This window comes from Vibrio vulnificus CMCP6, assembly GCF_000039765.1.
In the GTDB taxonomy this organism is placed as follows: domain Bacteria; phylum Pseudomonadota; class Gammaproteobacteria; order Enterobacterales; family Vibrionaceae; genus Vibrio; species Vibrio vulnificus_B.
Map to the genome: position 1 here is coordinate 180,988 of NC_004460.2, position 20,721 is coordinate 201,708.

General features: G+C 47.1%; 19 protein-coding genes. 11 read left to right on the plus strand and 8 right to left on the minus strand.

The features are described 5' to 3' along the window. Positions 1-7: 7 nt before the first annotated feature. Complete coding sequence (locus tag VV1_RS15950) at positions 8-793, minus strand: formylglycine-generating enzyme family protein (protein ID WP_011081143.1); 786 nt, start codon at positions 791-793, stop codon at positions 8-10. 166 nt (positions 794-959) lie between these two features. On the opposite strand from VV1_RS15950, the gene VV1_RS15955 reads away from it, so the two are divergent. Together VV1_RS15955 and VV1_RS15960 are read left to right on the plus strand one after the other, a co-directional pair. Beyond that, positions 960-2,282, plus strand: coding sequence for an anaerobic sulfatase maturase (locus VV1_RS15955; RefSeq protein WP_011081144.1), 1,323 nt, complete (start codon positions 960-962; stop codon positions 2,280-2,282). Between the two features lie 20 nt (positions 2,283-2,302). Then, on the plus strand, positions 2,303-3,373 hold the full coding sequence (locus VV1_RS15960; RefSeq protein WP_011081145.1) for a tetratricopeptide repeat protein: 1,071 nt from the start codon (positions 2,303-2,305) through the stop codon (positions 3,371-3,373). On the opposite strand, the gene VV1_RS15965 is transcribed toward VV1_RS15960, so the two are convergent. Both VV1_RS15965 and VV1_RS15970 read right to left on the minus strand, forming a co-directional pair. Next, positions 3,370-4,998, minus strand: a complete 1,629-nt coding sequence (locus VV1_RS15965) for a VRR-NUC domain-containing protein (RefSeq protein ID WP_011081146.1) — start codon at positions 4,996-4,998, stop codon at positions 3,370-3,372. The two genes, VV1_RS15960 and VV1_RS15965, sit on opposite strands and share 4 nt — an antisense overlap. A 67-nt stretch (positions 4,999-5,065) precedes the next feature. Continuing rightward, the gene (locus VV1_RS15970) at positions 5,066-6,298 is read right to left on the minus strand and encodes an L-lactate MFS transporter (protein ID WP_011081147.1); all 1,233 of its coding nucleotides are present in this window, start codon (positions 6,296-6,298) and stop codon (positions 5,066-5,068) included. Positions 6,299-6,873: 575 nt separating this feature from the next. Between VV1_RS15970 and VV1_RS15975 the strand changes: the two genes are divergently transcribed. The 3 genes from VV1_RS15975 (at position 6,874) to VV1_RS15985 (ending at position 9,488) form a co-directional block, all read left to right on the plus strand. Then, on the plus strand, positions 6,874-7,230 hold the full coding sequence (locus VV1_RS15975; protein ID WP_011081148.1) for a hypothetical protein: 357 nt from the start codon (positions 6,874-6,876) through the stop codon (positions 7,228-7,230). Positions 7,231-7,782: 552 nt separating this feature from the next. Continuing rightward, positions 7,783-7,980 (plus strand): hypothetical protein, encoded by a 198-nt coding sequence (locus VV1_RS15980; protein WP_011081149.1) that lies wholly within the window; start codon positions 7,783-7,785, stop codon positions 7,978-7,980. Between the two features lie 185 nt (positions 7,981-8,165). Further along, entirely contained in the window at positions 8,166-9,488 is a 1,323-nt protein-coding gene (locus VV1_RS15985) for an IS4-like element ISVvu2 family transposase (RefSeq protein WP_011079619.1), read from the plus strand. A gap of 50 nt (positions 9,489-9,538) precedes the next feature. Here the strand turns inward: VV1_RS15985 and VV1_RS15990 are convergent, their stop codons facing one another. From VV1_RS15990 to VV1_RS16000, 3 genes are all read right to left on the minus strand, one after another. Further along, positions 9,539-11,026, minus strand: a complete 1,488-nt coding sequence (locus VV1_RS15990) for an MDR family MFS transporter (protein ID WP_011081150.1) — start codon at positions 11,024-11,026, stop codon at positions 9,539-9,541. 10 nt (positions 11,027-11,036) lie between these two features. Next, positions 11,037-12,062, minus strand: coding sequence for an HlyD family secretion protein (locus VV1_RS15995; RefSeq protein WP_011081151.1), 1,026 nt, complete (start codon positions 12,060-12,062; stop codon positions 11,037-11,039). A 246-nt stretch (positions 12,063-12,308) separates the two neighbouring features. After that, the gene (locus tag VV1_RS16000) at positions 12,309-12,650 is read right to left on the minus strand and encodes a hypothetical protein (RefSeq protein ID WP_017790846.1); all 342 of its coding nucleotides are present in this window, start codon (positions 12,648-12,650) and stop codon (positions 12,309-12,311) included. A 55-nt stretch (positions 12,651-12,705) separates the two neighbouring features. Here VV1_RS16000 and VV1_RS16005 point away from each other — a divergent pair, with 55 nt between their 5' ends. Continuing rightward, on the plus strand, positions 12,706-13,824 hold the full coding sequence (locus tag VV1_RS16005) for a Fic family protein (RefSeq protein WP_011081153.1): 1,119 nt from the start codon (positions 12,706-12,708) through the stop codon (positions 13,822-13,824). Positions 13,825-13,870: 46 nt separating this feature from the next. Here the strand turns inward: VV1_RS16005 and VV1_RS16010 are convergent, their stop codons facing one another. Further along, positions 13,871-14,788 carry a LysR family transcriptional regulator gene (locus VV1_RS16010; protein WP_011081154.1) on the minus strand — a complete coding sequence of 306 codons (918 nt, stop codon included), beginning with the start codon at positions 14,786-14,788 and terminating at the stop codon, positions 13,871-13,873. Positions 14,789-14,914: 126 nt separating this feature from the next. Between VV1_RS16010 and VV1_RS16015 the strand changes: the two genes are divergently transcribed. The 5 genes from VV1_RS16015 to VV1_RS16035 all read left to right on the plus strand — a co-directional run bounded on the left by VV1_RS16015 (position 14,915) and on the right by VV1_RS16035 (position 18,613). Then, positions 14,915-15,352: a carboxymuconolactone decarboxylase family protein gene (locus VV1_RS16015; protein WP_011081155.1), complete on the plus strand. Its 438-nt coding sequence runs from the start codon at positions 14,915-14,917 to the stop codon at positions 15,350-15,352. Between the two features lie 219 nt (positions 15,353-15,571). Then, entirely contained in the window at positions 15,572-15,832 is a 261-nt protein-coding gene (locus VV1_RS16020) for a DUF5062 family protein (protein ID WP_011081156.1), read from the plus strand. Positions 15,833-15,954: 122 nt separating this feature from the next. Beyond that, positions 15,955-16,413, plus strand: a complete 459-nt coding sequence (locus VV1_RS16025) for a hypothetical protein (protein WP_011081157.1) — start codon at positions 15,955-15,957, stop codon at positions 16,411-16,413. 189 nt (positions 16,414-16,602) lie between these two features. After that, entirely contained in the window at positions 16,603-17,349 is a 747-nt protein-coding gene (locus VV1_RS16030) for a carbon-nitrogen hydrolase family protein (RefSeq protein WP_011081158.1), read from the plus strand. Between the two features lie 499 nt (positions 17,350-17,848). Then, the gene (locus VV1_RS16035; protein ID WP_011081159.1) at positions 17,849-18,613 is read left to right on the plus strand and encodes a nucleotidyltransferase domain-containing protein; all 765 of its coding nucleotides are present in this window, start codon (positions 17,849-17,851) and stop codon (positions 18,611-18,613) included. Between the two features lie 52 nt (positions 18,614-18,665). Here VV1_RS16035 and VV1_RS16040 read toward each other — a convergent pair whose 3' ends face one another. Beyond that, the gene (locus VV1_RS16040) at positions 18,666-20,426 is read right to left on the minus strand and encodes an ABC transporter ATP-binding protein/permease (RefSeq protein ID WP_011081160.1); all 1,761 of its coding nucleotides are present in this window, start codon (positions 20,424-20,426) and stop codon (positions 18,666-18,668) included. Positions 20,427-20,721: the final 295 nt, after the last annotated feature.

Here is a 20,721-nt window from a genome sequence, read left to right on the forward strand (position 1 = left end):
TTGTCGATCAATCAATGTCTTTTGCCAGTCTTAGGCCCATATCGGCCATGCGTATCGATTGACTGGCGAAATCACGTCGGAAGTTTTCCGATTCGTCTGCGGCGTAAGAGAAGCTGCCGCCGCGAACGGATTTATGCGCCAAGCCCGCCGTTTCTTCTTTGGCATTACTTGGGTTGTGGCTTGGGGCGTATGTGTAGTAACCCGCGTCAAAAGCATCGATGACAAATTCCCCCACGTTGCCCGTCATGTCATAGAGTCCGAGCTCATTGGGTTGCTTTAATCCCACCGGATGAGCTTGGTTATTGGCATTACTCGCATACCAAGCCACCTCATCAATGTTGTTCGAGCCTGCGTACGTGAACCCTTGACTATGCACGCCACCGCGAGCGGCGAACTCCCATTCAGCTTCCGTCGGTAAGCGGTAGTGCTCGCCTGTCAGGGTGTTCAAGCGTTCAATAAAGTAGTTCGCTTGCTGCCAACTTAAGTTGTTGACGGGAACGTTTGGATTTGGGAAATAGCTCAGTGAAGAACCCATCACCGATTCAAATAGCGCTTGAGTGACTTCGAATTTGGCAAGGTAAAAACTATCCACTGTCACTGGATGCGCAGGGGTTTCAGAGTTCTTTGCACTGGGATGTTCAGAACCCATCTCAAAAGTGCCGCCTTCGACCAACACCATATCTTGGTTAATGGCCATGGCGACGGGATGGGGCGTTGAGCTACAGCCGTTGGCCAGCAAAGCCACCGTGAGAGGAAATAGGGGAAAAAGCCAGTGACGAGGCGATAAAGTCATCCGAAATGCTCCTTAAGTCAGCGAGCTTCCAGCTTACGCATTGTTGCCATGAAAAAAGGTTATAACGGGTATAACAAGCCCTTGTTCGGAAAGCCTTTTAAGATGCATTTATCGATATTTTCTTCAAACAAGACTTGGCGCTCAGCGCGAAGAAATAAGGTGAATTATGCAGATTACTCAGGGCCCACAGTTTAATGGTAAAGCATCAAAGCGTTTACACGTGATGGCAAAACCGATTGGTGCTGCCTGCAACATCGACTGCACGTACTGCTATTACCTAAGTAAACAGGACTTACTTGAGTATAAGAAGGGCTGTACGCCCGTGATGGATGAGGCGACGCTCGAAACCTATATTCGTCAGTACATTGAAGGGCAAAATACGCCTGAAATCATCTTCTCATGGCAAGGGGGAGAGCCGACGATGCTTGGCTTGGATTACTTCCGAAAAATCGTTGAATTCCAAGCCAAATACCAGCCAGAAGGGGTAACCATCGCCAACGATCTGCAAACCAATGGTACCTTACTGAATGACGACTGGTGTGCATTTCTTAAAGCGCACAATTTCTTGGTGGGGCTGAGTATTGACGGTCCTGAAATGATGCATAACGCCTACCGCACCAACCGTGCGGGACGAGGCACGTTTAAACAAGTGATGAACGCGGTGGAGCTGTTGCACAAACATCAAGTGCCGTTCGCCACACTAACTTGTGTGAACAATTTGACCAGCCGTAACCCGTTAGAAGTGTATCGCTTTCTACGAGATGAGGTGCGTTCGCCACAAATGCAATTTATCCCAATTGTCGAGCAGAAAAGCTTTCGGACAACCGCCCCACAAACATGGCAACCGCAAGCGCAGCTCAAGCAAGGAGATAAGCGTCTCATTCCCGGCCACAAAGATTCAGTAATGGAGCCATGGTGTGTCGCAGACGAGGCGTGGGGCAATTTTCTCATTGCCATCTTCGATGAGTGGATTCAACACGATATCGGTAAGGTCTTTGTGCAATATTTTGAAGCCAGTGTCGAAACGTGGATGGGGCGAAAGAACCCGCTGTGCACACTAGGAGAAATTTGCGGCAAAGGCTTAGCCATGGAACCGAATGGCGATGTGTTTGCGTGTGACCACTATGTTTATCCCGAATATAAAATAGGCAACATTCATCAGCAGTCATTAGAGCGCTTGGCCTATGGCGATGAGCAACAAAAATTTGGTTACGCCAAGGTGCGTTCGTTAACCAGCCAATGCCAACAATGTGAGTATCAGTTTGCTTGCTTTGGTGAATGTCCGAAAAACCGTTTTATCCGCACGAAACAGGGTGAACCGGGGCTTAACTATCTTTGTGCGGGTTGGAAAAAGTTTTTCGCTCACGCAGACAAAGCTCTGGCGTATGTTTTACGCGCCACGGGCCATCCGGTGGTTCACGGTCAATACAGTGATCAAGCGATGCGCCAGTTGGCAAGCCGCACACCGCGTTTTGAGACTAAGTTTTGAGATCCAGCGTTGAGGTAAAAATGACGACACGTTCCCACACTCTTTTACTCGCGGCCTTGGGCCTCACCGCGCAAGTAAGCGCGCATGACGTCTCTTTTATGCAGTCGCCTAGTGCAGGTGAAAGCGCAGGTAAAAGTGCAACTCATGAGCTCACTCACGCCACTTCTCCTCAGGAAATGGTGTCGAAACTCTCCTACCAAGCGCAAGACAAAAGCTTGCCGACCGAGCTGCGTGTAGGCGCGCTAAGAAATTTGGCCAACTACCCAAGCCAAAACGCGCTGGTGGCGGTCAGTCGTAACCTGCAAGAAAGTGACCCAGCATTACGTGAAGCGGCCATTGTTGGTGCTGGCCCATACAATATTGTTCACCGTTGGCGCATGGTTTCGCCATTGCTCACCGATGACACCGAAATGGTGAGATTGGCGGCTACGGCGAATTTGCTGCGTGACTATGGCAATCTCAGTGAGAGCCAACAGCAAGCGTTAAATGCCCCGACAAAGGTGCTTATTCGTTATTTGGCGCAGAAAAAAGACACCGATTCTCAATTGCTGCTGGCGGACGTTTATCGTTGGTATAAGCAGTGGGACAAAGCGCAGCCACTCTATCAGCAACTGACTGAGCAAACGCCAGATAACCCGCAAGTTTGGCTCAGCTTGGCAGATAACTATCGTGCACAGAAAAACGATGGTGAGGCGATAGAAACGCTAGACGACGCTATTCAACGACATCCAAGCAATGCGGCGTTGCATTATTCCAAAGCGCTGACGTTGGTTCGTTTGGATGACAAAAATGCGGCGGCGCAAGAGATGGAATTGGCTGCCAACATGGCCGAAAACAACAGCTACTACTGGTATCTCAATGGTGTGTTGCAAGAGCCGTTTGATTTGCAGAAATCGGTTGGTGCTTTCGAACAAGCCTACTTAATATCAGGAGCGCCAGAGCAACTCTATGCGGTGTGCGATATCTACGCACGGTACGACAATCCCAAGACAGAACTCTGTTTGACAGAGCTGCAAAAAGTCGCACCAGAGTACGTGATTGACCAGATCAAACAGAAAAAAGACGAGCGAAAAATGTCGGCGCGCGGCTAGTCTGCCTCACCAGCTTGATGCTCTACGTAACACACAGCGAAAGGAATCGCTAATTGCTTGAAATGGTGTATCCAACGCCACTGATTATCTTGCAGTTTGTCACCGGGCCCTTTGACTTCAATCCATTGATACTCACCATCTTTGAAAGCGATCAAATCGGGCATGCCATTGCGGTAGAGTTTTAAATCACTGAGCTGGATCTTAAATAACGCCACCAAACTTTCACGCGGTATGCTTTCTAAGGCATGCAAAAGTAGGCTTTCTGAGAGTGCTGACCACTGCACCAGTGGGTTCGCAATTCCCTGTTTCTCGCGAAAACGCTGCAAAATAAACGCATTATCACCGGTTAATAACTGAGTAAACGCCTGTTCGATTTCGGCGGCACGCTTGTGCGCAAAATCGTCATGATACAAATCAAGAGGGCGATGTTGGTAGGCATTGATGAATGCGCCTTCGACGGGAGCAAAGAAGGCAGGCCAGAAAGTGAGCCCGAGCAAACCGTTGAGCAGCGCATTTTCGCTGTAGAACACTTGCCAACCTAAACGCTCAAAATGCGTCAACGCTGCGAGTTCGACGCGTTGTTGCGACAGATCGAGCGAGAGGCGGTATTCGTCGCATTGAGGCTTGCTGGCTCGCGGCAGTTTTTCGCCCAACTTGCGTTTTAGTCTCTGTTCTAGCTTCTGGGCTACTTCAAATTCAGAGACGTCAATTGGCTGGGTGAGCATTTCGGTGACAATGTCACTAAATGGCTGGTTCTGTTCCAGTTTATCGTAGATACGCGCACGGCGTTCTCGGCTCGGCGCCAGTGTGGTTTGTTCAAACAGTGTGAGCGCCGTGGTGAACTCACCAAGCCGTTCAAAATCTCGGGCAATGTCATTAAGCAGGTGTTCGCGTTTACGGTCGACATAGGGATGTGCCACAGGGCCAGGAAGTGCTGCCAGCAGTTGATCCAGATTCTCCTTTTGTTTTCTATCACAAAGCCAGTAACGGTTCGAAAGTTCGCTAAGGTCGATTAAGCGGTCAATCTGTTCTCGGCTATCGAAGAATCGCCGCTCTTTACTTAACTGGTAAGCTTCGAATTGATGCAGACCAAGATCATCCAAAACGAATTGGCTCAGATCTTGATGGGTGTTTGCAAAAAACAACGTTAGTAACAGGTCGATCATGTGAGCGGAGTTAAGCTTGATGACGGTGAATGCTAATTCCTCAAACTGAGTGAAGGCGTCGTCGCTTAGACAACTGACTAGTGCCTCTTTCTTTTGCGTTTTGGCGAGGTGAGGGTAGAGCGAAAGCAACTCTGGTTTTGTCAGTAAGTAGAGAGCGAGCTCTTGATGAGAAAGTACGGGAGAGAGTTCGACAAACTCGCCTTGGTTGAGCATGTCTAGGGTGTGATCAAGTTGGGGAATTTCAGCGTAATGCAGTTTATCACTGCGAAACCAACAGCCTTTGCGACTGTACAAACGCACCAACAGGCATTGCGCACGCTTATCAAGCTCAGTGAACGCCAAAAGCCATTGCTGTTCGTCTGTTGTCAGCAAATCTTGGTACCACTGCAGTGCGTGGCGCGTAAGCTTAAAAAAGTTATCGAGATAGTAATCCGGGGCGAGTTCAACGCTGTTTTCCATAAACGACCGACAATAAAAAAGGCTTAACCCGTAGGTTAAGCCTTTTCATGTTCAAATCAACGCGTAATTACGCCTTTTTCAGCTCTGCGACTTTCGCTTCTGAAAGTGGTTTCGTTACCAGTGCAAGCACAATACAAACGCCCATCATCACGGCTGAAATTGTGTAAGCCAAGGTGTAGCCTGTGCCGTTGGTCATAGAGAAACCAACCACTGCTGCACCAATCGCACCACCAATACCCCATGCTGTGTAAAGTACGCCATAGTTAGTGCCGTAGTTTTTCAGACCGTAGAATTCTGCGGTTAGAGTAGGGAAGACCGCAAGAAGCGTACCGTAACCTACTGCTGCGATAGCCGTACCAATGATCAGAGTGAACTCAGATTGGAACGTTGCGAACAGAACCATGTTGATGCCCTGTAGAACGAACGCGAGAAGAAGCGTACGCACGCCGCCGATCTTGTCTGCAAGCATACCTGCTGCAACACGGCCGCCTGAGTTAAATACCGCAAGAATAGACGCAAGGTAAACCGCGTTAGGCAGGTTTGCTTGAACGCTTGCGATGGTGGTGATGTTACCGATGATCATCAGGCCAACAGACGCTGCAAATGCGTACATGATCCATAGTGCGTAGAACTGTGGCGTTTTAAGCATCGCTTTCCACGTCAGATCGTCAGATTTCTTCACCGCTTTAGGTGCTTGGCCTTTTTTTACTTTCGGCTCTGCTGGGGTGTAGTCTGCTGGTGGGTTATTGATGGTTGCCGCTAGAGGCACCGCGATAGCAAGAACACCAACACCAAGAATCATAAAACTGGTCTGAATACCCATGTTCGTGATCAGAGCTGAAGTCAGTGGCGCTAGGTAGATCGTTGCAAGACCAAAACCTGCTGCGATGATGCCGTTAACCATGCCTTTCTTCGATGCGTGGAACCACTTCATCGCCGATGGAGATAGACAAGCATAACCAAAACCGATACCCGCACCGGTGATCACACCAAACGTGATGTTGAGCATCAGTGGAGAGTCAACAAAACCAGATGCAATCATACTTAGACCTGTAAGAACAGTACTTAGGATAAGAATCATACGTGGACCCATGCGGTCTTGAAGAATACCAGCAACAAGAAGACAAATAGAGAACGTGATCGTTGCGGTTGCGTAAGGGGCAGACGCTTCTGCAGCGCTCCAGCCTGACTCAGTCACTAGTGCTTTGTTGAATACACTCCAAGCATACAGGATGCCAAGACAAAGGTTGATACAGAATCCTGCAAGCAGGATGCGCATAGCTTTATCAATCTTGCTCATTTTTGTTCTCAGTGTTGCTTCTGGTAATACCAAAAGGGGGCGAATAAAAAGGTGGTTAAACTCAAAATTAGTTTGCGTTTTTCAACAGATAACGCAATGAGCGCGGATTATAACCAATCCTTTTGTGATTGGAATCTCTTTTTAAGGCCAGATCTGAAAATATTTTGATACGTTAAAAAAGTGTTGTTACAGAGTTTTCTGAATTAACGCTTGTTTGTGAAAATCTTGTGATCTTTGGATGTTGAGCGCTTATCTGGCGGGGCTTAGATATGCGGAAGAGAGTCGATATGGTACTGAGTTCACATTGCTAAAAAAAAGACAAAATATTTTCTGCTGTTAAATGAATGTAACAATCCTTTTCTAAATTTACACTTTTCTCTCGAAATGCCGTAGACAAAGGATTCTTAAAAATCATTGTGTTAATCATATGTAAAATCAGTTGGTTTGATTAATGTTTGTACACATTTTGTACAGGTTTGGCCTCTTGATCTCTGAAACTAGTTTGGCAAAATATAGCGGAAACTGAGATTGCAATATTGAAAGGATGCTTTTTAGGCTTTTATAGCGAGGTGTATATGAAGATTTTCCTTATTCTACTGATATCTGTTACGGCGGGTTATGCCTCTGCTGACCACATCCACTCTTTCTTGTTTGGTCTCTATATTTCATCTCTGGCGGTAGGCAGTTGTTACTGGTTTGCATTCCGCAGCTCGCGTTTCCCTCAACTGGCGGTTTTCCTGTTGCTTTGCGGCATGCTGTCTAAGTTAGCAGTGACGGTTATCGGCGTATTTTGGGGACTATCGCAAGATTTGATTGGCTCGCCATTCATCTTCTCGCTTTCGTACTTGTTCTTCTCAATTGTGGTGACGTACCTATGGTTCAGTTACCGCCAGAAAAAAACCAAAGCGCCAGGGCAACGTCTTCCAGCCTAATTGAACGAATTTAAAAAACGCCAGCAAGATTGCTGGCGTTTTTTTAGGTTGCCATTTCAGCGTCATGCCATTTTTTGGCCAAGCTACTTGTCGTTTCAGCTAGGCAGTGGCGAGTTCATAGACTTTTAAACTCTTTAAAAAGGAAAAGCAGCAGAAATTTAATCAGAGAAATTTCTATCATTTTCGAATGATCGGAGTATAGTGCACATGGTTTTCAAACATGTGTTATTTATGAAATATATAGTTCAAGTCTATTCTTAGTTTTCTTTCGATTCCTTTCGTTATATTACATCTGTAGTTACTTCTTCTTTATCTTCCATTAAATAGCCTCAGTTTTTATATCATAATAATTGATGGTTTATTGATATTAAACGATCGGTATATTGCTGATTGTTATCATGTATTTTCATCTGGGCGTTTTGCGACTCACGATTTTGTGTTCTCTCGTTTTTATACGGTAGGGCGCTAGTTAGAGTTGAGTTTATAAACAGTCTGTAGACGAAAATATATTTAAATTATGAGTTATTATGATGTTCGATGAAGGAAAAATAAATGAGTAAAAAACGCGTAAAACATCATAATAAAAAAAGCGGTTATGAAACCAAGTTTGAACAAATGGTTAAAGAATACCATGAAGCTAAAGCGCTATTAGAATCCATGTCCAAGGGAAGTGAAGAATATAGCCAGCAAGAAAAACACTGTAATGCATTGTTTGCTTCTGCAGAGCGCTTTTTTAAACAAAATCAATAAGCTTTCTTGCATCTTTGAGGTCATGATTGGCGGATGTGCTGACAATCCTGTGACGCATTGACAGCACGCGATAAAAAACGAACCCAGCGGTTAATGCCGATCAGTTAAGAGATAAATGATCGGTTGAACGATCCTGCAGATGGCTTATAAAGGCTCTAAGTTTCTAAAACTTTGAGCCTTTTATTTTGCAATTAACTACAGCCCTAACACTCGCCAATCGTTATGCCCCCAATACTGAACAACTTGGAAAACTCAGTGACATTCTTTGCCCTGATTTCATCAACCAATGCTTAGAAGCTTCCGGTGTGGCCACTATTCGTAAACGTCGTATCCCTCTCGACATGGCCGTTTGGGCGGTCGTTGCTATGTCGCTTTACCGACAAGAGCCTTTGTGGTCAATTGTCTCCAAAGCGCAATTAATGTTGCCCGGGAAGCGAAGTCTGGTTGCCCCTAGTGCTATCGTTCAAGCGAGACAACGGCTCGGGGCTGATGCAATGAAAGAAGTATTTCATCAAAGCCAGAGCTTATGGAATGAAACAGCTGACCATCCGACTTGGTGTGGATTAAAACTCCTCGCTGTCGATGGCGTGGTATGGCGAACGCCAGACACTAAGGAAAACCGTGATGCGTTTCAATCTGCGTCAAATCAGAATGGTGAAGGTAGCTTTCCTCAGGTGCGTATGGTTTGCCAGATGGAGTTGACCAGTCACATGCTGGTCGCCAGTGCTTTCGCGAGTTACAAAACCAATGAGATGATATTGGCAGAACAGCTGATTGAAACAACACCAGACTACAGCCTCACAATGTTCGACAGAGGTTTTTACTCTCTTAGCCTTCTTCATCGTTGGGCAAATACAGGTAATGAAAGGCATTGGCTAATGCCAATGCGCAAGAATACCCAATTTACTGAAGTTAGAAAGCTGGGTCGCAATGATCGGATTGTCGAACTCAAGACAACGCCTCAAGCGAGAAAGAAGTCCCTGTCACTACCTGAAACCATCGAAGTTCGCCTGATAAAGAAAACTATCAAAGGGAAAGAAGTGAGTATCTTGACCTCGATGACTGATCATCGTCGTTATCCGCCAGCGGAAATAGCAGAGCTTTACAGTCATAGATGGGAAATCGAAGTGGGATATCGTGAAATGAAGTCTTCACTTCTGAACAACGAGTTCACACTGAGAAGTAAGAAGCCAGAGATGGTAAAACAAGAACTATGGGGCTTATTGCTTAGCTATAACATTATTAGATATCAGATGGTTAACATGGCTAAAGCTGTGCCTGGCATCTACCCCAACCAACTGAGCTTCACAACGTGTGCTCACTCTATCATTCACGTAATTTTGGGGTTCTGGTTGGAGTCAGCGGGAACAATCCCTAAGCGCATTACTCACTTGCAAGAGGAGGCGATACACCATGTCTTGTCCATTAAACGAGAAGAGCGGATATATCCGAGAGCAATAAAACCAAAGGCAAAGAAATACCCCAATAAAAAAAGCCAGTCAGCTTAACTGACTGGCATTAACCCAGCGGTTCGTTTTTTATACGCTCTATTTAAGGATTATTTCGAACGTATCAATATCAGCATTGGCATCATGATAACGAACATGACCCCCACGAGCTGGAAGGTATGAATGAAGGCCACCATTTGTGATTGTTGATGCAGCATGGTCTGATACTGCTCAAGCGCGGCAGGATCAGTTATAGAGAGCCCTTGCTGCACCGCCCAATCATGCAGCACCGGATTATAACGATTGATGCCTTCGCCCAACGCATGCCATTGCTGTTGACTGTCGCGATATTGAAAAGTGGTCGCGATGGAGATTCCAAACGAGCTGCCAATGGTGCGAAACAAATTATAGATACTGGCGCCCGCGACCGATTGCTCTTTGGGTAGTGTCAGATACGCCAATGTGGATAGGGTAGAGAAGGTTAATCCCAAACCCATGCCTTGAATCATGCTGGGCATCACGATCCAGAAGGTATCGATTTCCAACGAGTACAAGGTCATCAAGTAGCTACCAATACCGATGCAAGTTAAGCCGAAGATGATCTTCAATCTAGGGTCAAACTGCGGATTGAGTTTGATCACTAGGATTAACATGGCTGCTGACGCCAACCCTCGCGGAGCCATCAACATGCCCGTAGTCGAAACGGGATAGTGCAACAGACTCTCCAACAGCATGGGTTGCTGTGTGGTCAAGCCGAACATCGCCATCGAGACAACCGCAATCATCAACGAGGAGACCATGAGGTTTTTGTCTTTCAGCAACCACAGTGGCGCTATCGGGCTTTTGGTTTTCCAACTGCGATAGACCCACATAATCAAGCCAATAACGGCAAGTAACGCCGCGGTTTGAATCATGCGTGAGTTAAACCAATCTTCGTCATTGCCTTTATCCAGCACAAATTGAAGCGCGCCAACGCCGAGCGCCATATAGCCGATGATCCACCAATCGAAATTCGGCTTTGTTTTGTTGCTGATGTGAATGTAGCGATAAATCAGCGTCGCACATACCAGCCCAAAGGGAAGGTTGACGTAGAAAATCCAACGCCAGTTGATGTTATCGGTAATGATTCCGCCCACGACTGGCCCGAGAATCGGCCCCAACAAAATACCGATGGAGAAAATTGCCATCGCTTTGCCTTTTTGCTCAGAAGGGTAGATCTGCACCAGCATCGATTGTGCGAGTGGGATGACCGATGCACCAAACGCACCTTGAATGATGCGAAAGAGCACCATTTCTTCGAGTGAGGTAGCTTGGCCACATAGGGCGCTCGCAATCACAAAGCCAATCACCGCCACCAGCATCACTTTGCGTTCACCAAAGCGAGAGACCCAGAAACTGGTCATCGGGATGAAGATCGCCTCCGCCATGCTGTAGCCTGTCAGCACCCAAGTGATTTGGTCTGCGGTTGCGCCCAGCGCGCCCATCATATGTGAAAGGGAGACGTTGGCCACGGTCATGTCAATCAGCACCATGATGGCAGATAGCATCACGGCGACGGTGGCAATTCCCCGTTTGTCTGCCGTTATTTGATTATTCATCGCTCAGCACTCAAAGTGGGTGACTTTGCAAATCAACCGTTACTTCAGTACTGGCTCCCACGCGTAATTGAGGGGCGTCTTTTGGCACGTCAAGCGCCAAACGAACAGGGAAGCGCTGCTTGATTTTGACCCAGTTACCCGTTGCGTTTTCAGGTGGCATCAAAGAGAAAGAAGTCCCGCTGGCTGGAGAAAGTTCTTCGACCGTTGCTTTCCAAACCCGATCTGGATACATGTCGATCACCACTTCTGCCTCCATGCCGGGTTTAATATGGGTAAGGTCCGTTTCTTTGAAGGCGGCGCGTACCCAATAGCTGTCTTTGATGATCACCGGAAACAGCGTTTGACCCACAGCCACCACAGAGCCCACATGCGTGTTGATTTCGCCAGCGATCCCATCCACAGGCGAGGTGATGTCGGTATAGCTCAGGTTTAACTCGGCTTGAGCCAATTGAGCGGCCGCTTGCTGAACCACTGCGGCTTCAGCCCCTTCTTCACCACGGTTCGCAATTGCTTTTTCGACCGATGCCCGCGCTTGTTCTAGGCTGGCTTGAGCATTAGCCAGTTTGTTCTTAGCGGTATCGAGATCTTGAGCAGAAGTCAATTTACGCGTCACGAGAGAATCAATACGTTTGTATTCCAACTGAGCTTCCGTCAAATTGGAGCGCGCTGCGTCTAATCCTGCGACTGCTTCCGTCACTTGTTTGTCCGCGACATCGTGTTGCTGAACGGCTAACTGATACGCTGCTTTCGCCTGTTTGACGGCCAATAAGTAAGGGCGGGCGTCAATTTTTAGCAGCAAATCGCCTTTATTCACGGCTTGGAAATCTTTCGCTTCCACAGCAACCACTTGGCCTTGTACTTGAGGAGCAACCGAGAGGATCTTCGCTCGAACGTAAGCATCTTCGGTGCTCGGATGGCTATCGGAATATTGCCAAGAAAGGTACATCGCGCCAAAGGCAATGGCGCAAGCAGCAAGAAAAAGGGTTTTGGTCAATTTGGATTTTGATTTGCTTTTGTTCGCGATAGTGTCGCTCATTATATTGTCCAAGTGGTAAATTTTGTGATCAGTGTAGGATTTTCCCACTCTCGAACAACCGAATGATCTGCAAGGTTAAGATCCAATTTTGAATGTTGCTAATGTGTTTGAAAGATGCGCAAGAAAAGTAAGCAATCGCAGTGATTAATGGTGACCCAAAGCATTACTGTTCGTGATAGGTAAAAGTGCGAGGATGTATTTTAACTGATTGAAATAAAGGCGAATATGAGTATCCGCCATACTAATTCAAGATTGATACTGATGCTCCCAGCAGATCAACTCGCCGAACTTCTTATCGAGCTCCAGTTCGGTTAGGCGACAATAAAAGGTACTGCCCGGGCGATCTTCGTGGTGTCGGCAAGTACGGCAAATACCAAAGCTTTGTGTTTCATTTTTGGCCTGCATCTGAGCCAGCATTTTCTTCAAATAACCGACGCTGTCCGGAGAGGCAGCTTCCAATTCACTAAGTGGCTCCAAGTAACGCGCTGGCGGTGTCAGCTTTTCGATTAAGCGCTTTCCGACAAGCGCAGGGTGGTTGATGTGAATGCAACACTTAATCTCATCACTATATGATTTGAAAAAAAGCATTAATCGAATCATAATGTGATTCGAATATGTAGGGTTTTCGAATCAAGGAGCCGTTATGTGGATCTGGCAACAGGCGTCATGGCCTGAATTTGAGTGGGACAGAAGTGTGATTGAGCCGCTTGTGAGAACCACGCGCCTTAATCAAGGTATCTTGTTAGGGAAAATGCTTTGTCAGCCACTTGATCAAACCCAAAATATGCTGGATACCTTGCTCGCCAACATTGTGCACTCTAGCGCGATAGAAGGGGAAAAACTCAACGCCTTTTCTGTGCGCTCTTCACTTGCGAACAAATTGGGCATCAGTGAAGAGAATCCGTTCCCAACAACGAAACAGACCGATGGTCTGGCAGAGATCATGCTCGACGCGGTCGATAACCTCGAGGTTCCACTCACTTTAGAGCGCGTCTTGCACTGGCATGCCTTGTTATTCCCCCAAGGATACACGCTGTTCAATCCTGTTATTGGTGGGCAGTTAAGAAGCGAAACGCCCATGCAAGTGGTATCTGGACGGATAGACAAACCCGTTGTCCATTTTGAAGCGCCAGACAGAGCTTGCTTAGACGCTGAACTGAGCACGTTTATACAGTGGTTTAACGATTCAAAGACGGATACCTCACTCGATCCTCTATTAAGAGCCGCAATCACCCACCTTTGGTTTGTCACACTACACCCATTGGATGATGGCAATGGTCGTATTACTCGAGTGCTGACTGATCTCGCACTGGCACAAGCAGAGCACCAATCCGTGCGCTTTTACGCCATGTCGGTAGCGATTCTTGCTAATCGAAAAAGCTATTACGAGATCTTAGAGCAAACGCAAAAAGGGGATTTGGACATCACCGCGTGGCTACGTTGGTTTTTAGACACGCTGAATGAAACCTTTGATGTTGCGTTAAAAGAGATTGAACAAACGGTATTTAAAACCAATTACTGGCGACACATAGACCAAACGCGGTTGTTGAGTGAACAAACCAAAGTGCTTAATCGAATGCTCGATGGTGATTTCCCTGAGGGGATCAACACATCCCAATACCACAAGGTTGCGAAAGTGAGTAAGCCCACCGCCACAAGGCATTTGGCCGCGCTTGCTGAGCTTGGCTGCCTGATTAAATCTGACGCTGGTGGCCGGAGCACACGTTATCACTTGCCAAAGATTGGCGACCAAACGGCGTGATTCACGAAGAGATCGACCATAGCCGAAAAAATCGTTCACACAGCGGTTAGCTTGAACTGAATGTTTCTTGCATCGGTTTAAGCTTCTCAAGCAAAAAGTCCAAAAACACACGCAGGTGAGGTTTGGGGTATTGTGTGTTTTTGTAGATAGCGAAGATCTCACCACTGCCTAGCTCACCGTGTGTTGCCGTCCAGGACGGCAGCAATTCCACTAACTGCCCACTTTCCAGATAGGGTTTGAGCATCCACTTCGACAACAGAAGTACGCCAGTACCTTGCAGCGCTGCACATAAAAGAGGAGAGCCGCCTTTTGAAATTAAATTGCCAGCGACCATGAGTTTTCTAGTGGTCGATTTTTGGCGGAAGTACCAATAATTCCGCTGCCGTTCGTGACTTATCAATAGACAATTGTGCTGCTGCAAATCTTCTGGTTTTGTTATAGGGGAGTGAGTATTTATATATGCAGGCGAAGCAACCAACGCGGTGTAATTGGTTAGCAAGTGCCGAGCTTTCAGTCGGCTGTCTTGTGGGGTGCCAATACGGATCGCCATATCGACATTGTCGCTGTTTAAATCCACAAGTTTGTTATCCAGCTCAAGTTCAATTTGTATCTTGGGGTAGCGCTCGAGGAACTCTGGAATTAATGGAGTGAGGCATAAATTGCCGAAGCTTTCGAATACCGAGATTCTCAGTATTCCTTCAGGCACACCATGATTTCCTCTCATTTCCGCCAATAAGTTATCGCTGTCGCGCAGGATCTTGCTCGATTGCTGATAAAAATATTGCCCTTCCTCGGTCAAAATCAACTGACGCGTGCTGCGTTTAAACAGTGTCGTTTTGATTCTGTTTTCGAGGCTATCAATATTTCTTGCCACCGACGAGGGGGCCATATTTAGCGCTCTTCCTGCCTGAGAAAAACTGCCAGATTCGACCACCTGATCAAACACTTTGAGTAACTCTAGCACGTGTTTACCTTTGCGTTTTATGCATAACTGATTGAGATTTTATACTCATTCCACCGCAATATCGAATTCTGCACAATAACCCCATCGCACTAAGGCGGTATTTATCACTGAAATAAGGATGGGAAAATGGCCAAACGTATCAATCTTGCTCAAGTACAACCTCAAGCGTTAACGGCAATGTTAGGAATAGAAAACTACCTTGCGGATACCGCATTATCTACTGAGCTTAAAGAGCTCATCAAAATTCGAGCGTCAATGATCAACGGGTGTGCTTACTGTATTCAGATGCACACCACCGAGGCTCTGAAAAACGGGATCGCTCAGCAAAAGCTGTTTGCATTGTCTGCATGGAAAGAGTCGCCACTGTTTGATGAGGCAGAGCGAGCAGTGCTTCACCTAACAGATGACATGACAAAAATTGCCGATGCTGGCGTATCAGATAGCGTCTATCAGATCTGCCTTGAGTTACTTGGAGAAGAGCGCTTAGCTCAAGCAATGATGCAGATCATCATGATCAACGCGTGGAATCGATTTGCGCTTGCCACCGCGATGATGCATGAATAACCCGTAAGTGCTTCGTGGCCCAATGTATCGGAGGAATTCAGCAACATTGGGCCGCTTTACCCTGTTACCTGCTGCTCTTATCTTGTACAAACCTACGAGCGATAAATCGAAAAACAACCTTTATTCTGTCGTGCTGCGCTCAATTTTAACGCCGAATAAAACCGTGTGTTTTCAGCGCTGATATACTCCTTGCAGGATGAAAAAGAATAGGTGAAAAGCATGTCCAAAACCGCGAAGCTGAATAACGAAGAAAAGTTAGTGAAAAAGGCCTTAGAGATAGGCGGTAAGATGGCCAAAATGCAGGGCTTCGATTTACCTCAATCACCTCAACCCGTGCGTGTAAAAGCCGTCTACCTATTCTTGGTGGATGCCAAGCAAATCGCTCCGTTACCCGACAGCAAGCTCGATGGCGCAAACATCAAGCACCGCCTAGCACTCTGGATTCACGCCGCGTTGCCGGATAACGATCCGCTGAAGTAACTCGTTACTAAAATCGCTGAGTATTGGCCATTTTTGGGGTCAATAGTAATAAACAGTGGTAATTGAAATTTGAGCACTTAGAATGCGCACACTAAAAGTGATAACTGATGTAGAGTGATTTTATGCTTCGTGATTACACCTTCGATTGTCTTGTCTCCATGCCTCGTCATGAACTGGAAGAGTTCAGTGTGCGCATGATCAGTAAAATGGTACCTGAAGACGTGATGAGCGAACTGTTTACTTTTGATCAAGAAGAAGTGGATAGTGAAGACCGCATGTTGTCGGCGCGCCTTGATGCCATGTTGCGTATGACGGCAATCGCACTGAGTGAAATTCAGCAAGCGTTTGATGATTCAGAAAACGCCAAACAAAACAGTGAGCGTATGACTCGCCTTGTGCTTTGGCATTTCTACGCCATCTCATTTCGTTTGGAAGAAGCGATCACGCTTGAAGCGCACTGCGCACAAGTGGAAAAACTGCTCGAAAACACCCCCAACGATGTGTTTGCTTGGGTCAAAACACTGACCGAACTGCTGCACACGTATGCGGAAATCAACGCCAAAGAGAACCCAGAAGCGTAATAATGATTCGGTGTTAATAGGGTATAAAACAAAAGGCGATCCATTGAGTTCGCCTTTTGTTTTTTCGGCTTTTTCGTTTACGTGAATCAGTCTGTTATTTGTGAATGAACGCATTGATTTGAAATTGTGTTGTGAATGAAAAGTCGGCACCATGGCAAGCTTGTTTTGGGCGTGAAAAAGGGAGAAAACATGAACGCAGCGATCACGATAAGTTTGGCGCAAATTCCAGTGGTAAGAGGGGATCTCCCAAGCAACCTTGCACAGCACATTTATATGATTGAACGTTCTGCAGAGCACGATGCCGATGTGGTGGTGTTTCCAGAACTTTCCCTCACTGGCTATGAGCTCGATTTAGCCAACGAGTTGGCGCTGTTGCCTGAGGCGGAAAGCATTCAGTCGTTGTCTCAAGCGAGCGTTGAACATCACGTCATCGTGATTGCCGGTTGCCCATTACGCCATGATGACGCTGCAAAGCCGACAATCGGTGCGGTGATCTGCTTTCCAGATGGCAGGGTGGAATATTATGACAAGCAATATTTGCACGAAGGTGAGGCGCAGTTTTGCTCGTCAGGCTCGTCGGATTACGTTTTTAACGTCAAAGAGCAGCAAATCGCCTTGGCAATTTGTGCGGATTTTACTCATGCAGAACACGCCCAAAGAGCAAAAGCACTGGGTGCTGACCTTTACCTCGTCAGTGCGCTGATCTCTGAAAATGGCTATGAGACGGATGCCAAAATCCTCTCTGATATTGCTTCAGAGCACGCTTTTCCTGTCTTATTGAGCAACCATATTTCACCGACCGGCGGCTGGGTAACTTGTGGCAAAAGTTCTATCTGGAATGCCCAAGGCAAGCGCCTGACAGAAGCCGATTCAAAAGAAGCGGGTCTTATTTTATGCACCATTTCCGGTGGTGATATTACCGTTAGAAACGCCTAAAGAGCGATACCGAAATGTCGATAACGGGTGGCTAAACAGAAGGGAACTCGATACCGTTTGAGCAATCGCAAACTGACAGTAGCAACGAAAATGCACTGAAACATCGAGCCACATCGCTTGTCGTCGTTCTCGCGCACGCGGGAATCCATTCATCTGCGCCCACCGTATGCTGCGTTTGCAAGTGCATCACCCGCAATAGCGCAAATCGACAGCAAGATGTCAACGCAGCGGTAATACAGACCTGTGGCACTTGTTGTACGATGGTTCCCCGCATTCGCGAGGATGACGAGCGAAGTTAGGAGCGAAATGTTAACGGTACCGAGGAATCATCAATGCAAAGCAATGTGGCAACGTTTAAGACGGGTTCGATCATTTGTGGATTACATTTCGCCGCTTCCGTTCGGTGGTCATAGGCGACAAAAGGGCTGCATAATTAGGATCAGCGATATCGCTTCAGATTTACACTTAATACCTCTCACAACGCAACAAGGGAAATCACATGCAGGAGCAAGACAGAGGGCTCGATAAACGGGGCTTTATTCTCAATGCCTATTCGCCAACACACATCCAGCCTGAATTCAAAACGGTTGTCGATGCGGTGGTGGCAGAATTGTTGTCTCAGATTCCTGATCAAATTGATGGCATCTATATTTATGGCAGTGTCGCGAGAGGGAATGCCGTAGCGGGACACTCCGATCTCGATATTTCCATCGTGCTTAAAACACCCATTAGTCATGCTCAACGTGCGATCTTCCAAACGATTTCGGCGGCCATTGCCAAAACGTATTCGCAAGTGAGTAAACTCGATATCGATCCTGGATACCTAAATGACATCCTCACGCCACAAGAAAAGTACCACTGGCAATTTTGGTTAAAGCATTGCTGTTGCTGCATTTGGGGGAACGATTTGTCGGTTCAGTTTCCACCCTACAAACCCAGCCTCGAGATTGCGCTCGCGTTAAATGGCGACTTACCGCATTTTTTACAACAAATGGCCCCAAGTTTTGCGGATATGAGCGAAGCAAACATCGCAAAAGTGCTCGGTAAGAAATTGGTGCGTGCCGCGTATTACTTCGTGGCGGAGAACGACGGAAGCTGGTACACCGACTTATCGCTGTGCATACGAGTGGCGAAAGAACATTATCCAAATCAAAGTGACGATCTAGAGTTGGCCTATCAATTCGCGCTGGGGAATCTGACTTCAAAAAGTGACGCATTCGCGCTCTATCGTCGTCTTAGCCAAGCCATTATGCCTTGCCAATAAAACAAAAAGCCCACGAGCTACCGCGGGCTAAACAATGTGTTTTAATACGATTTTAATTCAGATGCTTAAACTGCAATGCGACCAAGCGCTGGTATAGCTCACAGCTTTGCATCAAGGCGTGATGATTACCGATATCGACCAACTCGCCATTGTCCAGCACGGCGATTTTATCGGCGTGTTGAATGGTGGAAAGGCGATGCGCGATGATCAACGTTGTGCGGCCTTTCATTAACGCTTCAAGTGCTTGCTGAACGTGGTGTTCACTCTCGCTGTCCAGTGCGCTGGTGGCTTCATCCAACAAAAGAATTTTGGGATCTTTCAAAATCGCGCGAGCAATGGCAATGCGCTGTTTTTGCCCGCCAGAGAGCCTGACCCCGCGCTCACCCAAAAAGCTGTGATAACCTTCTGGCAGCTTTTCAATAAATTCGTGCGCGTGCGCTTTTTTCGCCGCCTCAATCACTTGCTCGTCAGTCGCGTCTGGGTTGCCGTAGCGAATGTTATGGAACACATCGTGGCTAAATAACGCTGGTTGCTGCGGCACGAGCGCCATTTGTTGGCGCAGCTCGTTAGGATCAAACTGGCGAATATCGATACCACCCAACAGCACATGCCCTTGTTGCGGGTCGTAAAAGCGTTGCAGTAGTTCAAACAACGTGGTTTTTCCCGCGCCCGATGGGCCGACCAAGGCCAACACTTTGCCTTGTTCCGCGGTGAGATTTAAGCCTTTGATCGCAGGCTGATTGGGGCGAGATGGGTAGTTGAAGTTCACCGAATCGAAGCTTACTTCGGCAGGGATGTCTGCGGGGATGGATTGCTGATGGCTAGGCGCTTTAATGTCGCTTTCCACTTGCAGAATTTCAATCAGTCTTTCGGTTGCGCCCGCCGCTCTTTGCAGCTCGCCCAGCACTTCAGAAATGGTGGCGGTGGAAGAGGCGACCATAATGGCATAAAAGACAAAAGCGCCGAGATCGCCTGCCGACATCTTTCCGTGGATCACATCACTACCACCAACCCAAAGCATGCCTGCAATGGCACCAAAGACAATTACGATCACGCCAGAGATTAAAATCGCCCGCTGTTTTACACGCTGTCTGCCGATTTCGTACGCCTTTTCAACTTCAACCGCGAAGGCGGCTTTTTCATGTTGCTCAGAACTAAAGCTTTGCACGGTTTTAATGTGTTCTATTGCTTCTCCGGCGTAGCTGCCCACATCGGCCATTGAATCTTGGCTTTGGCGAGAGAGGGCACGCACGCGTCGGCCATAAACCAAAATTGGCACCAACACAAATGGCACGGAAGCCAGCACAATCAGCGTGAGTTTAAAGTTGGTGGCAAACAACATGATGATCGCCCCGACGCACATTAGCGCGCTACGCATCGCCATGGAAAACGACGAGCCAATAATGCTTTGCAGCAAGGTGGTGTCTGTGGTGAGCCGCGACATAATATCGCCGCTGCTGTTGGTCTCGAAGTAGCTCGGGTGCAAGGTTATCACATGGTTAAACACCGCAAGGCGAATGTCGGCGCTGACACGCTCCCCAACCGATGAGACCAAATAAAAGCGAAAGAAGGTGCCAATCGCAATGCACAGAGTCACGCCAACAATAAACTGAATCGCATTGGTGAGCTCATGCAACGATTGCTGGGCAAACCCTTGGTCGATAAGCATACGTACCCCATACCCAACAGAAAGGGTAAGGCTCGCCGTGGCCACAAGCGCCACCAAAGCGGCAGCAACCCGCCATCTATAAGGTGAAACAAAGGTACTGAGTTTAAGAAGAATACCGAGGTTTTTATTGTTTTTGCTGCTCATGAATGACTCACAAAGCTATTGGGTACTTGGCATAGTAAGCGAGTTTGGGAAGATAGGCTAGGGAGGGGCGCTTAGTCTGGCGAATTCGTACTCGGCTTTAAATCGAAGCTGCATTAAGTATCTCTGAGAGTACCGATTCGTGAAATAGGTCATTCTTTTTAATTATTAAAGGTGAGTTAAAATGAACTGCATTGAAATTAAATTAAAAACAGCTAGTTAGATTCAATGTTTGTATCGCATCATGCCGTTTTTTTTCATAGCTTCATGCCGTATCTATTCCTTGAATGTGCACGGT

Coding starts and splice junctions, on each gene's coding strand:
- VV1_RS15990 (WP_011081150.1), bottom strand. CDS start 11,026: ATGAATAATCAAATAACGGCAGACAAACGGGGAATTGCCACCGTCGCC.
- VV1_RS15950 (WP_011081143.1), bottom strand. CDS start 793: ATGACTTTATCGCCTCGTCACTGGCTTTTTCCCCTATTTCCTCTCACG.
- VV1_RS15975 (WP_011081148.1), top strand. CDS start 6,874: ATGAAGATTTTCCTTATTCTACTGATATCTGTTACGGCGGGTTATGCC.
- VV1_RS16005 (WP_011081153.1), top strand. CDS start 12,706: ATGTGGATCTGGCAACAGGCGTCATGGCCTGAATTTGAGTGGGACAGA.
- VV1_RS16030 (WP_011081158.1), top strand. CDS start 16,603: ATGAACGCAGCGATCACGATAAGTTTGGCGCAAATTCCAGTGGTAAGA.
- VV1_RS15960 (WP_011081145.1), top strand. CDS start 2,303: ATGACGACACGTTCCCACACTCTTTTACTCGCGGCCTTGGGCCTCACC.
- VV1_RS16015 (WP_011081155.1), top strand. CDS start 14,915: ATGGCCAAACGTATCAATCTTGCTCAAGTACAACCTCAAGCGTTAACG.
- VV1_RS16035 (WP_011081159.1), top strand. CDS start 17,849: ATGCAGGAGCAAGACAGAGGGCTCGATAAACGGGGCTTTATTCTCAAT.
- VV1_RS15955 (WP_011081144.1), top strand. CDS start 960: ATGCAGATTACTCAGGGCCCACAGTTTAATGGTAAAGCATCAAAGCGT.
- VV1_RS15965 (WP_011081146.1), bottom strand. CDS start 4,998: ATGGAAAACAGCGTTGAACTCGCCCCGGATTACTATCTCGATAACTTT.
- VV1_RS16040 (WP_011081160.1), bottom strand. CDS start 20,426: ATGAGCAGCAAAAACAATAAAAACCTCGGTATTCTTCTTAAACTCAGT.
- VV1_RS16000 (WP_017790846.1), bottom strand. CDS start 12,650: ATGCTTTTTTTCAAATCATATAGTGATGAGATTAAGTGTTGCATTCAC.
- VV1_RS15970 (WP_011081147.1), bottom strand. CDS start 6,298: ATGAGCAAGATTGATAAAGCTATGCGCATCCTGCTTGCAGGATTCTGT.
- VV1_RS16020 (WP_011081156.1), top strand. CDS start 15,572: ATGTCCAAAACCGCGAAGCTGAATAACGAAGAAAAGTTAGTGAAAAAG.
- VV1_RS15980 (WP_011081149.1), top strand. CDS start 7,783: ATGAGTAAAAAACGCGTAAAACATCATAATAAAAAAAGCGGTTATGAA.
- VV1_RS16025 (WP_011081157.1), top strand. CDS start 15,955: ATGCTTCGTGATTACACCTTCGATTGTCTTGTCTCCATGCCTCGTCAT.
- VV1_RS15995 (WP_011081151.1), bottom strand. CDS start 12,062: ATGAGCGACACTATCGCGAACAAAAGCAAATCAAAATCCAAATTGACC.